Raw genomic sequence first — 12,546 nt, forward strand, 5'->3', positions numbered from 1 at the left:
GCGAAGCGAGAACGAATCAGTCATTCGCTCTACAGGACACCTTGAATGGGGTGTTATGACACTTGGTTGAGCAGTGGGCTCCCCGCGAAGTGGGCGGCCAAGTTGTCGACAACGGTTTGAGCCATGGCATCTCGGGTTTCGGTGGTGCCACTCGCATGGTGGGGGAACAAGGTCACGTTAGGGAGCTGGGTTAAGGCCGGATCAGGGTTGGGTTCGTTTTGGTAAACGTCTAACCCCGCTGCCCCAAGCGTACCGTTCGATAGGGCATCGATCAGTGCCGCCTCATCCACGACAGATCCCCGAGCCACGTTGATCAAAGTACCCTTTGGTCCTAGAGCCTGTAATACTTGTTGGTTAATCATGCGATCTGTGGCAGCGCCACCGGGGACGATCACGATCAAGACATCACTCCAATCGGCAAGGGCTGTGACGTCCGAGAAGTAGTGATAATCCAATGGCTTTTCGGAACGGGCGGTGTAGCCGATATGGGCATTTAGACAAGAGAATCGGGTTGCAATGGCTTTGCCGATTTGCCCCATTCCAACGATGCCGACCTTTTTGCCACCCATGGAACTTAATAGGGGGTACATGCCCTGTTTGCCCCATTCACCCGACGTGACATACTGGTGTGCTTTGACTAATTGACGTCGACAAGCCAAAGCCAGCAGCAAGGCCAAATCCGCCACATCGTCTGATAACGCCGCAGAAGAATTGGTAAAAGGAATGCTGCGCTCGGTGAGGGCGGCCACATCAATGTATTCAAAGCCAGCCGAAGAGCAGCAGACGATTTCTAGCTTAGGCAAGTATTCCAGCTGGTCACGGGTCAATTCCGTATGACCGTTGGTTACGATGGCGACACAATCTGGTCCATGGGCTTGCAGGAAGGCGTCTTTATCTTCTGCTAGATCGTAGCGATGAAGCTGATAAGTCTGAGCCAATTGCGCCATAGCGTTTGGACGAGTGGGGTACATGACCAGTACATTGGGTTTTAACATTAGGCGGTCTCCAATAGACGTTCTTGGCGGCGTTGTTGTTGGACTTCTGGATCTGGATGAAGGGAAGCCGCCAATAGATTGCGGGTGTAGCTTTCTTGTGGGTGTTCGAAAATTTGCTCGACTGTGCCTTGTTCCACGATTCGTCCACCGCGCATAACGATCACGCGATGGGCAAAATCTCGAACCAATGGCAGATCATGGGCAATAAACAGATAACTGATGCCAAGCTTTTGTTGTAAGTCCGTGAGCAAGTTGATTACTTGGGCTTGAATCGACACATCCAATGCCGAAACGGCCTCATCACAGACAATTAACTTAGGTTCTAGGGCGAGGGCTCGAGCGATGGCAATTCGCTGTCGTTGACCACCGGAAAACTGATGGGGATAGCGGCTCATATGCTGAGCAGATAAGCCTACTTGTTCTAAGAGTTCCGCCACACGGGATTTCCACTGACTTTTAGGCAAGATGTCTGGGTGAATCACAAAGGCTTCTGAGATTAAGTCAAAGATGCTCATACGTGGGTTAAGGGACTGGGTAGGGTCCTGAAACACCATTTGGATATCACGACGTATCTTCAGTAATTCTTTATCTTTGAGGGAAAGTAGGTCTTTGCCACGGTACAGAGCTGTGCCTTCACTGGTGTCTTCTAAGCGTAATAAACACTTAGCTAGGGTGGATTTTCCTGAACCAGACTCTCCTACGATGGCCACGCTTTCCCCTTCACCTATGGTAAAGGACGCGTTTTGCAGGGCATGAAAGTTGCCATAGCTTTTGCAGAGCTGGTTCACTTCCAAAATATTGGGTGTGGAATCGGGCAGGGGCTGAGCCAACTCGCCACTGCCAGGAATGGCACTGATCAGTTTTTGTGTATAAGGATGAGAAGGGCGACGATACACATCATTGGCTAAGCCTGTCTCGACCACTTCGCCACTGTTCATCACCACCACACGATCCGCCACTTCGGCAACCACCCCCAGATCGTGGGTAATCAGCAAGATGCCCATGCCTGTTTCTTGTTGCAGGTCTTTGAGCAGTTTCAAAATTTGCTCTTGTACGGTCACATCCAATGCCGTGGTGGGTTCATCTGCGATTAAGACATCGGGCTCAAAGGCCAATGCCATGGCGATCATGAGGCGCTGACGTTGCCCCCCAGAAAACTGGTGGGGGTAAGCATCAATCTTAATATGGGGCTCAATGATGCCGACTCGCTCCATGAGCTGTAGGGTACGTTCCTGGGCCTCGGCCCTGGAAACCCCACGAGCCATCATGGTTTCACTGATTTGAAATCCCACTGTATAGACAGGGTTCAAATGGCTGAGGGGATCTTGGAAGATCATGGCGATTTTATGTCCATTCAGCTGGCGTCTTTGTTCTGTGGACATTTTCAGCACATCTTTACCTTGGTAAAGAATCTCCCCTGAGACGATCTCCCCAGGAGGCGTGTCGATAAGGTTCATGATGGCGGACGCAGAAACAGATTTACCCGAACCGGATTCCCCAAGAATGGCGAGGGTTTCACCAGCGTCCAAGTGCCAATTAACATTACGTACTGCGTGCACAGTGCCACCAGCGGTATGAAAGTCCACTGACAGATTTTTGGTTTCTAAAAGATGATTCATGGTTACTTCCTCTCGATCTCAAGACGCCAGCGTTGTACTGGATCAAAGGCAATGCGCATCCAGTTGGACAGTAGGTTGAGTGATAGAGTGGTTAAAATGATTGCAAGCCCTGGCCAAAACGACAGCCACCATGCGGTCGTTAGATAAGAGCGACCTTGTGCCACCATCAATCCCCAAGTGATTTCAGGGGGCTGAATGCCGATACCTAAAAAGCTCAAAGAAGATTCCGCCAACATCACAAAGGCAAAATCGAGGGTTGCGATGGTGACAATGGTTGGAAACACCACTGGCAAAATGTGTCGGAATACGATGCGTAGGGTTGAGGCCCCCATCACTTGTGCCGCTTGCACAAACATCCGTTTACGAATTTCCAGTACTTCCGCGCGGGTGGTTCGCAGGTAAATCGGAATGCGCGTGATTGCCAACACTATGATCAAGTTGGTAACCGATGGCTCCAGCATGTACAGCACGATCACTGCCAACAGCAATGAAGGGAAGGACATGATCACGTCAGCCAGACGCATGATGGCTTGGCTTAAGTTCTTCGAGGTATAGCCAGCGATTAATCCCAACAGGGTACCAATGGTCAATGAGAAAAATACCGCGCCACTGGCCACTAGGATGGTATTGCCTGATGCGACTATGATGCGTGCGAGCAACGGACGCCCCAGAGCATCCCCGCCCAGCCAGTACAACCAATCCTTAGAAAAGTCGAATGGTGGTAAGTTACGGCCACGCAGATTCTGCTTGGTGGCGATATCCTCCAGCATGCTGGAGCCAAATATTGCAGTGATCACCACCAGCACAACAAAGATGGCGGCAGCGGTGGCTACTTTATTGCGCCACAACATGCGTAATGTGGTCAGCGCAGGATGAGTCGGAGTCGCCTGTGCAGGCGTTACTAAAGTCGTCATAAATCAGTACCTAATCCGTGGGTCCAAGATGGCGTAAACGATGTCGATCAAGAGGTTCATGATGAAAATCGCTAACGCCGTGACCATGATGGCGGCAAGCACCACGGTGAAATCTCGCTGCATGATGGAATCGATCATCAGCTTGCCAACCCCAGGGAAGCCAAAGATGGTTTCGATGACCACGGCACCGTTTAGTAATGCGGCGGCCTGATCACCTGCTACCGTGATGACGGGCAACATGGCATTGCGCAAGGCATGAACGAAAATAATAGAGCGATTTTTAATGCCTTTGGCTTTGGCAGTTTTAACGTAAGCAGACCCAAGGGCGCTGATCATAGAGCCGCGTACCACCTGCACAATCAAACCAAAGGGGCGGATGAAGAGCACCGCAATCGGTAAGATCCAGTGAAGGATGGACCCTGTGCCGGAGGTAGGCACCCAGCCAAGCCCTACGGAGAAGACCACAATTGCAACAATGGCGATCCAAAAATCAGGGGCACTAGCACCGACTAGAGAGAAGAAGGTAGCAATACGATCAAACAATCCACCTACGTGAAACGCTGCAAGGGAGCCCACGATGATGGCTGCTGAGATCACCAGCACCATGGTGATAGCGGCCAGTTGAAGGGTCCAACTGAAGGCTTCAAGCACCACATCTAATGCGGGCGCTGAGCGGCGAATAGACTCCCCAAAATCCCCTTGCAATAAGTCGGTGGCGTAATGGCCAAACTGCATCAGAATCGGGTCGTTTAGGCCGTGTAACTCACGGAATTGCTCACGGCTTTCCATGGAAGCATCAATCGGTAAATACAGAGCAGTTGGGTCACCGGTCAGTCTGGATAAAAAGAACACCAGCACAACCAAGCCCAAAAGTGAGAGCGCACTGCCCAGGGCGCGTTTTAAAAAAACGTGTTTCATGAGAGTTTCCTAACCAAGTGGGTGAGGACAGAGCGCCATGGAGCCCATGGCGCTCTGCCTGCTAGACCACAAATTTATTTAAACGAAATTTGAGAGAGCTGAAGCTCGTTATTGGTCTTGATGGTCGGTACAAAGTCGAGGTTTTCGCCGACACGGGTGAAGCCCACCATGTGGAACAAGAGCACGTCTTTGGCATCCTCATAGATGTAGCGGAATGCCTCGCCCCACAGGGCTTCACGGGTCTCACCGGACTCGGCCGTTGCCTTGGCAATCATCTTGTCCAATTTGGCATCGGTTACACCGGACTGGAGGCCGTCACTGCCGTATTTGAAAAACATCGAGAACACTGGATCGCCGTTGGCATTATCATGCTGGGCTTGGACCATCATGGGGCCTTTGTCCGTAGGAAACGGCTTGGAGAAGAAGTTATTCCATTCGCCCACTTCGTACATTTGCAAGGTCACGTTGAAGCCCACTTCTTGGAACATAGACTGGAGTGCTTCTAAGGTTTCAAGCACGTTGCCAAAGTTACCTGTGCGGCCAATCATGGTGATTTCTGTATCCACTTTAACCCCATCCGCTTTGGCTTGCTTAAGCAGCGCCCGAGCTTTATCAGGATCGTAGGGATAAGGCTTCAAATCTTTGTCGTAACCGAGGGTTGAAGGAGGTGTGATGCCTGTCGCGATCAAGGTGCCATCCGCTAAGATGGTGCCAATGAAGGCCTCGCGGTCAATGGCATAGTTTAACGCTTGACGTACGCGAGTGTCGTTTAGCGGTGCCGTGCCATTATTGATGCGAAGGTAGACGGTCTCTGAATTAGGGTAAGAGAAGTCTGTTTTATCATTGGTGGCATCTTGAAGGGCGATGTTTGGCGCAATGTCTGCTTCACCCGTTTGCACCATAGCCGCACGCACGGCACTGTCTGAACGGAATACATAGGTCGCTTTCTTCACCGCAGGTTGCTCGCCCCAGTAGTTAGGGTTGGCAGAGAGCTTGATATGTTGACCACGAGCGTATTCGTCAAACACGTAAGGGCCTGTTCCCACTGGTTTGGTGATGAATTTATCCTCTGGTGCTTCGTTAGGCACCACGGCGACGGTTGACATCAGCAGCGGTAAAATTGGCTGGGCTGGAACGGTTTTAATATCAATGGTGTAGTCGTCAAGGATCTGAGTTGTTAGTTCAAATCCCCCAAAGTACTTGGCACCCGTTTCACATACGATTTTGCCAGAGGTGAGACGGGTCAAGGTGTGCGCTAGGTCTTTTGCATCAAAGCGGGTGCCATCGCTGAATGACACGTCGTTACGCAAGTGAAAGCGCCATGTGCCATTACCTTGATCTTCCCATTGAGTGGCCAAGCGAGGTTTTAGGCCTTCACCTGGTACCATTTCAGTCACGGTTTCAGAGATGTTCTGCAAGACAACACGACCAATGTTTGAGCGTGCGGCCATGCAAGGTTCTACCACATCCAGCTCCTCTGACAGCACAACCGTTAGATCAGATGGGTTGGCTGCGAGGGTGAAGCCCGAAGTCGTAGTGGCGATAATCGCCGTGGCTAGCATGATACGTTTCGAATTCATTTTTTTTATTCTCCTCGATTTTTCGTTTCAGGTTCCCTACACGTTGGGAGGTAGCCTTGTTGCCCCCAACGCCTGCATAAGGTGGTTGAGACAGCGATATTGAGGTTAGCAATTTCTGCCAAGGTGTATATTTCAAAGTTGGATTGATTTGATATAAGATTTGAATCAAGGCTTGGATAAAAACAAAAAAAGGATCACACCATGGCCAGTGGAAACATTGAATTACATCAATTGCGTTGCTTTGTTGCGGTGGCGAAAGAGCTGAATTTTCGCAAAGCGGCTGTTCGATTAAACATGACGCAACCTCCCTTATCACGGCAGGTTCAGCTGCTTGAGCACGCCGTTGGTTGTCGCTTATTTGAGCGAACCAACCGCAATGTCACACTCACCCCAGCAGGGGAAAGCCTGTACAAAAGTGCCACCGAAATTCTTCTCAGTACTGAGCATTCTGTGCTTAAAGCCCGACAGGCCGAGCGTGGCGAACTAGGAGAAGTTCATGTGGGGGCAGTGCCTTCTTCCGCCATCGACGTGATGCCCAAAGTGGTGTCTGAGCTGAATAAATCCTTGCCTACCATTTCCATTCGATCGGTGGAAATGATGAGTTATGAAATCATTGAAGGGCTGCGCCGTGGGGAAATTGACTTTGGTTTAACCCGCAGCCATGAATCAGGCAAGGATATTGAGTCCGTTAGAGTACTGACCGAAGACCTCATCTTGGTGGTGCATAAGGATCATCCTTTGGCGGTGCAGCCGAAAGTGACCATGCAGGATTTAGATGGACAACCCTTTGTGGGGTATTCATGGTATCGAGGCGGGGTGCTGCATAAGGTGCATCAAGCTCTGTTTGCTTTAACCCATTCCCAGCCTACCATTGTCCAAGAAGTCTCCCAGACCCAAACCATGCTGGCCATGGTAAATCAGGGACTTGGGTTGGCATTAGTGCCCATGTCAGCCTGTGCTCAACGAATGGAAAATCTGTGTTTCCGTGCCATTGATCTGCCTCCGGGTATTACCTCTGATTTATACCTTTGCCAAGCAATAGGGCGGGAATCCCCCTTGCTGAATAATGTTAAGGTGGAAATGAAAAGGGTGATTGGGGAGTTTCAGGAGTATTTAGGCAGTTTAGAGTTTCCTTAGGGGTTCGGGACATTGGGGCGGGTGTATGCATTCTACTCATCCCAATGACAAAACCGCGCAGTTGCAATTTGCTTGAGCCAAACGTACCTTATTAGGATTCGTTAGGTCGTACTTTGTACAAGTCTTTTAGACTCGGGAAGTTGGTGCGCTATTTAGTGGCTATCCCAACACTGCCCCCGCAACGGTAAATCGGTTATGCCCCCTTCAAAGACCACTGTGCTCGTCATGGGAAGGTGAGGGGACTGTGAGCATTTAAGTCTCATGCTGATGAGTCCGGATACCAGCCTGATGAGGATTTACCATGGTGTTGCGGAGGGCTTCACCGAGTAAGGATGCATCGCTGCTGAGAATACTTATCCTCCCAACTCCGACGTTTTATATTGTTGGAGAGTACTTTTGTTTAAACAATTTACCCTGTCTTTGATGGCCGGTGCGGGCGTGTACGCCAGTGCTGCGTCAGCGCATTTTCAAATGCTTTATACCCCGGAGCTACTGCGTGATAGCGGCGGTCAGATCACCTTAAAGTTGCCTTTTACCCATCCGTCCGAAAGCGGGCATGTGATGGCGGTGGATCCGCCGCAGGCCTTTTATATGGTTAAAAAAGGCAAGACCACGGATCTATTGAACTCGGTCAAGCCTGCCAAATGGACCAGTGCAAGCAATACAGGTGATGCCTATGAGGCAGATGTACGCTTGCGTGGCTTGGGGGATTACGTGTTCATCTATGAGATGGCGCCGTATTACGAAGCGTCGGAAGATATCTATATCCAGCAGATCACCAAATCCATCGTCAACGTGGGCAGTTTGCCAACAGACTGGAATCAAGATTTTGGCTTAAAGGCTGAAATCGTGCCTTTGACTAAGCCCTATGCCATTTACGAAGGAGGCACGTTTACCGGTGTCGTCAGAAGCGAAGGTGAACCTGTCCCTTTTGCAGAGATTGAAGTGGAATACGTGAACTACGAGCCTGATATGGCGACCAATGGCTTTGCTCAAGAGGCAAAAATTGAGCCTCCTGCGGATGCCTTTATCACTATGACTCTTTTTGCCGATGCCAATGGCACCTTTACCTTTGGCATTCCTAAGGCTGGGCAGTGGGGCTTTGCTGCCCTTGGGGTAGGCACTGATACCGAATACCAAGGAAAAGAGTTATCGCAAGATGCGGTCATCTGGGTGCAAGCCCATCCTGTTAATTAACCAGAGAAAGACATCATGCATATAGTTGATGGGGCTTTGTCTATCCCCGTGGTGGCGACAGGGGCCATACTGACCTTGGGTGGCGTCGCCTTGGGTCTGAAGAAGATGGACTATGACCATTTGCCGCAGGTTGGCGTGTTGTCCGCTGCCTTTTTTATCGCTTCTTACATTCATTTACCCATTGGTTTTTCCAGTGTGCATTTGATTTTAAATGGCTTGATTGGATTGGCTCTGGGATGGGCGGCGTTCCCTGCGTTATTAGTAGCTTTGTTTTTACAAGCCGTGTTTTTTGGCTTTGGCGGTTTTGTGGTGCTCGGTGTGAACACCCTTAATATCGCCTTGCCAGCGGTGTTGATGTATTACCTGTGTCGTCATGGGATCAGTGCGTCCTCTCCCAAAGTGGCTGCTGTGTGGGGAGCCATAGGCGGGGCGGGCGCCATCATTGTCACGACCCTAATGGTGGCCTTGTCATTGATGATGTCAGGGGAAGCCTTTGTGTTGGCGGCGAAAGCGACCTTTGTTGCTCATATTCCGGTGATGGTGGTGGAAGGTTTTGTGACCGCGGCGGCGGTGTTGCTGATTCGTAAGGTGAAGCCTGAATTCCTCGGTCTAGACGAGGAGCGTGTGTATGGCTAAGGGATTGATTGCAACGGGCCAAAGGCTGGCTTGTCTGATGCTCATATGCCTGTCTTACAATGCTCATGCCCATAACGTCATCAGTGGGGTGTATGCCATTGGCTCAACCATCGAAGGTGAGATTGGCTTTTCCAATGGAGATATGGCCCCTGAAGGCACCGAGGTGATTGTCTCGGATGCACAAGGAAATGAGCTAGATCGTGTTAAGACCGATGGAGAGGGGCTGTTTTCCTATCAAGCCTCTGAGCGTATGGATTATGCATTTTATGCAAATCTGAGTGCGGGGCATGTGGCAGAGATGCTGTTGCCTGCAGATCAGCTTCCGGCTTCTCTTGGGGGCGGGAGCGGGGCTAAAAGGCAATCTCAACCCGTCTCCAGCAGCCAAGGGGGAACGGTGAACTCTACTGATCACGCTCAATTATCAGAAATGATTGAAGCCGCTGTAGCCAAGCAGGTAAAACCTCTACGCCAAGAATTGGCCGCTTACCAAGCCAAAGCGGGTCTTCAGGATATCATTGGGGGAATCGGATACATTTTTGGGCTTTGTGGGTTAGGCATTTGGTGGCGACACCGTCAGCAACAATTAAACGCTAACAAGCCAAAAACCACTCAGCAGGATACGGATAATGCCTCAGTATCTTGAGCACAGTGGTACCTCATGGCAAGGGCAGACCGTTAAACATCGACCGTCTCCCATTGACCGTCTGGATCCCAGAGTGCGGGTGGTGTTGGTGTGTGCTTTTGCCCTTACCGTGGTCTTGTCCCATAGCTTTATAGCACTCACCGCAGGGGTGGGTGTGGCACTGATATTGGCCTTGATGGCTCGGTTAAATCTAAGGCGTACCTTGAGACGGGTCATCGCCATGGACATGTTTATGATCTTTTTGATCATTCTGTTGCCTTTTACGACTCCAGGAGAAACATGGTTTACCCTGCTTGGCTTGTCTGCCAGCAAAGCCGGTTTTTTGCATGCTTTGATGATTTTACTTAAGGCCCATGCGGTGGTGTTGGCATTATTAGCCTTGCTGGGAACCTTGAGTGCTAGTCATCTAGGTCATGCCTTGGCGCGGTTGCGAGTGCCAGATAAACTGGTGCATTTGATGCTTTTTACTGTGCGTTACTTGGATGTGATTGGGCAAGAATATAAGCGCATGCGCCGTGCCATGCAGGCAAGAGCCTTTGTCCTTTCGACCAATCGCCATACTTGGCGCTCCATCGGTTATTTAGTCGGCATGCTGTTGGTGCACTCCATTGAGCGCTCGGAACGTATCATGGACGCCATGAAGTGCCGAGGTTATCAAGGCAAGTTTTACCTCTATGATGACATGAGAGTCACACGGTCAGACGTTGTGTTTAGTGGCTTTTTTAGTGTGTTATTGACCCTTTTAATTGGACTGAATTTTTATGGTTGAGTCAGATGCTTTAATCAGTGTTATGGGTCTTAGTTATCGTTATCCACGACGTGGGGTGGTGTTAGATCAGGTGGATTTCACCTTAAAGAAAGGCGAGCGAGTCGCGTTGACTGGGCCAAATGGGGCAGGTAAAACCACCTTTTTGCATCTTCTGGTAGGGTTGAAAAAGCCGAAGGCGGGTCAGGTTTGGGCCTTTGGTGCAGAGCGCAATGTGGAAAAAGAGTTCGTTGAAGTGCGCGCTCGGGCCGGGTTTTTATTTCAGGATCCTGACGATCAGTTGTTTTGTCCCACGGTGTTGGAAGACGTGGCCTTTGGGCCATTGAATCTGGGTAAAACCCGTAATCAAGCGTTAGAGATTGCTAAGCAAACGTTGGCCTCTTTGGGGATGGCGGGGTTTGAGGAGCGTATTACTCATCAGCTTTCTGGGGGAGAAAAGCGCATGATCACCCTAGCGTCTGTGCTTGCCATGGAGCCTGATGTGTTACTGCTGGATGAGCCGAGCAATGCCTTGGATACCCAAGCACGACAGCGTTTAATTGATACCTTGCTATGCTTACCTCAAGCGATGGTGATTATTTCCCACGATGGAGATCTGGTGACTCAACTTGCCACTCGGGAAGTTACCTTGGTCGACGGAAAGCTGGTTGATCAAAGACGTTAATCGTTCATACTTTAGTTTTGGAGGCTTGAAATGGAGATGCTTCAGCCACTTAAAATCGCCACGTTTCGGTGGCTATTTTTAGGACAAGTGACGTCTTTATTAGGTACGGGTTTGACCACAGTTGCGCTGGCGCTCCTTGCCTTTAAGTTGGACCCCAGTCAGGCTGGTTGGGTATTGGGCATCGCTTTGTCCATCAAGATGGTGGCCTATTTACTGGTGGCGCCTGTGGTTGGGGGATACGCCAGCCAGTTGCCCCGCAAGGCTTGGCTTGCGGGTCTGAATGTGGGGCGTGCTTGTTTGGTGGCACTGCTGCCATTTTGCGATCAGGTCTGGCAATTTTTCTTAATAATGTTTCTCCTGAATAGTATGGCGGCGGGCTACACCCCGGTGTATCAAGCCCTGCTGCCAGATGTCTTACCCGATGACAAAGATTACACTCGTGCGTTGACCTTATCTCGCCTTGCCATGGAGATGGAGAGCTTGTTTAGCCCGGCATTGGCGGCCTTTTTATTATTGTTCACCAGCTATCAGTTGTTATTTGAATTAAATGCCATCGCCTTTGTGTTAGCGGCGTGTTGTTTGTTGTCAGCAGCATTGCCCAAAGGGGCCTTAAGTGATCGCAGTGGTGGGATCTGGCAACGGGTCACTTTTGGCGTAAAAAGTTACCTTAAGACGCCACGCTTACGGGGTGTGTTGCTACTTAACCTAGTGTTATCTGCAGCAGGTGCTATGGTGATCGTCAACAGTGTCGTGTATGTGCGAGTAAAGCTTGGCATGGGAGAGGAGTTTGTCCCTATGCTCATGCTGGCCGCGGGTGTGGGTTCTATGTTGGCGGCATTTATCTTGCCCAGTGTGCTAGATCATTGGTCTGATCGAAGGGTCATGCTTAGTGGCGCTGGATTATTGACAGTGGCCTTACTCGCTGGGCTAGGGGAGCCGAATTATTGGCAAATGATGCCCTTATGGGCGGTCATTGGTTTCGGCTCTAGCTTGATCTTGATTCCCACGGGGCGGGTGGTTCGACATTCCTGTAAAGAGAGTGATCGCAATGATTATTTCTCCGCAAATTTCGCTCTAACTCACGGCATGTGGTTGCTGGGCTATTTTCTAGCTGGCTGGTTTGGTAGTCGCTTTGGTATCAACGGAGCCTTCTTAGGTTTGGCTGTGTTAGCGGGTGCCGCGACCATTTTGGCATGGGTGGTTTGGCGTCATGATGATCAACAGACCCTATGGCATGAACATCCGGCCATGGAGCATTTACACCCCCACGTTCACGATGAACATCATCAGCATGAGCATCAAGGCTGGGAAGGCCCTGAGCCCCATATTCATCCCCATTATCACAGTAAGCAACGACACCGGCATAAGTTTGTCATTGACGAACACCATGTGCACTGGCCAAGACCCTAGCTGACCCCCTATAAAATTGGATTCAAAGGTGAGGGCGTAGCCTTTCAGGCCGCGCTCAGGCAGTATA

At 50.4% G+C, this 12,546-nt stretch carries 12 protein-coding genes and 1 riboswitch; of the genes, 7 read left to right on the forward strand and 5 right to left on the reverse strand.

All coding sequences use genetic code 11. From position 1 onward, the window contains the following. Nucleotides 1-53: 53 nt before the first annotated feature. The 5 genes from ACZ5DR_RS12675 to ACZ5DR_RS12695 form a co-directional block, all read right to left on the reverse strand. The gene (locus ACZ5DR_RS12675) at nucleotides 54-995 is read right to left on the reverse strand and encodes a 2-hydroxyacid dehydrogenase (protein ID WP_377369877.1); all 942 of its coding nucleotides are present in this window, start codon (nucleotides 993-995) and stop codon (nucleotides 54-56) included. Continuing rightward, nucleotides 995-2,614, reverse strand: a complete 1,620-nt coding sequence (locus tag ACZ5DR_RS12680) for an ABC transporter ATP-binding protein (protein ID WP_377369879.1) — start codon at nucleotides 2,612-2,614, stop codon at nucleotides 995-997. The genes ACZ5DR_RS12675 and ACZ5DR_RS12680 overlap by 1 nt, the downstream gene beginning before the upstream one ends. 2 nt (nucleotides 2,615-2,616) lie before the next feature. Further along, a complete protein-coding gene (locus ACZ5DR_RS12685) occupies nucleotides 2,617-3,528 on the reverse strand; it encodes an ABC transporter permease (protein ID WP_377369881.1) in 912 nt (303 codons plus the stop codon). A 3-nt stretch (nucleotides 3,529-3,531) separates the two neighbouring features. Continuing rightward, nucleotides 3,532-4,446, reverse strand: coding sequence for an ABC transporter permease (locus ACZ5DR_RS12690; protein WP_377369883.1), 915 nt, complete (start codon nucleotides 4,444-4,446; stop codon nucleotides 3,532-3,534). 74 nt (nucleotides 4,447-4,520) lie between these two features. Then, nucleotides 4,521-6,026, reverse strand: coding sequence for an ABC transporter substrate-binding protein (locus tag ACZ5DR_RS12695; protein WP_377369886.1), 1,506 nt, complete (start codon nucleotides 6,024-6,026; stop codon nucleotides 4,521-4,523). 201 nt (nucleotides 6,027-6,227) lie between these two features. On the opposite strand from ACZ5DR_RS12695, the gene ACZ5DR_RS12700 reads away from it, so the two are divergent. The 7 genes from ACZ5DR_RS12700 to ACZ5DR_RS12730 all read left to right on the forward strand — a co-directional run bounded on the left by ACZ5DR_RS12700 (nucleotide 6,228) and on the right by ACZ5DR_RS12730 (nucleotide 12,479). After that, nucleotides 6,228-7,163, forward strand: coding sequence for a LysR family transcriptional regulator (locus ACZ5DR_RS12700; protein ID WP_377369888.1), 936 nt, complete (start codon nucleotides 6,228-6,230; stop codon nucleotides 7,161-7,163). A gap of 86 nt (nucleotides 7,164-7,249) precedes the next feature. Continuing rightward, a riboswitch (cobalamin riboswitch) is annotated at nucleotides 7,250-7,466 on the forward strand. A 93-nt stretch (nucleotides 7,467-7,559) separates the two neighbouring features. Continuing rightward, nucleotides 7,560-8,360, forward strand: coding sequence for a DUF4198 domain-containing protein (locus ACZ5DR_RS12705; RefSeq protein ID WP_377369890.1), 801 nt, complete (start codon nucleotides 7,560-7,562; stop codon nucleotides 8,358-8,360). A 15-nt stretch (nucleotides 8,361-8,375) separates the two neighbouring features. Then, nucleotides 8,376-8,996, forward strand: coding sequence for a cobalt transporter CbiM (cbiM, locus tag ACZ5DR_RS12710; protein ID WP_377369892.1), 621 nt, complete (start codon nucleotides 8,376-8,378; stop codon nucleotides 8,994-8,996). Further along, the gene (locus tag ACZ5DR_RS12715) at nucleotides 8,989-9,639 is read left to right on the forward strand and encodes a hypothetical protein (protein ID WP_377369894.1); all 651 of its coding nucleotides are present in this window, start codon (nucleotides 8,989-8,991) and stop codon (nucleotides 9,637-9,639) included. The genes cbiM and ACZ5DR_RS12715 overlap by 8 nt, the downstream gene beginning before the upstream one ends. Continuing rightward, nucleotides 9,623-10,408, forward strand: coding sequence for a cobalt ECF transporter T component CbiQ (cbiQ, locus tag ACZ5DR_RS12720; protein ID WP_377369896.1), 786 nt, complete (start codon nucleotides 9,623-9,625; stop codon nucleotides 10,406-10,408). The genes ACZ5DR_RS12715 and cbiQ overlap by 17 nt, the downstream gene beginning before the upstream one ends. After that, complete coding sequence (locus tag ACZ5DR_RS12725) at nucleotides 10,401-11,069, forward strand: energy-coupling factor ABC transporter ATP-binding protein (RefSeq protein WP_377369898.1); 669 nt, start codon at nucleotides 10,401-10,403, stop codon at nucleotides 11,067-11,069. The genes cbiQ and ACZ5DR_RS12725 overlap by 8 nt, the downstream gene beginning before the upstream one ends. 30 nt (nucleotides 11,070-11,099) lie before the next feature. Beyond that, nucleotides 11,100-12,479 (forward strand): MFS transporter, encoded by a 1,380-nt coding sequence (locus tag ACZ5DR_RS12730; protein WP_377369900.1) that lies wholly within the window; start codon nucleotides 11,100-11,102, stop codon nucleotides 12,477-12,479. Nucleotides 12,480-12,546: the final 67 nt, after the last annotated feature.

The sequence above is a fragment of the Marinomonas vaga genome (assembly GCF_055388305.1).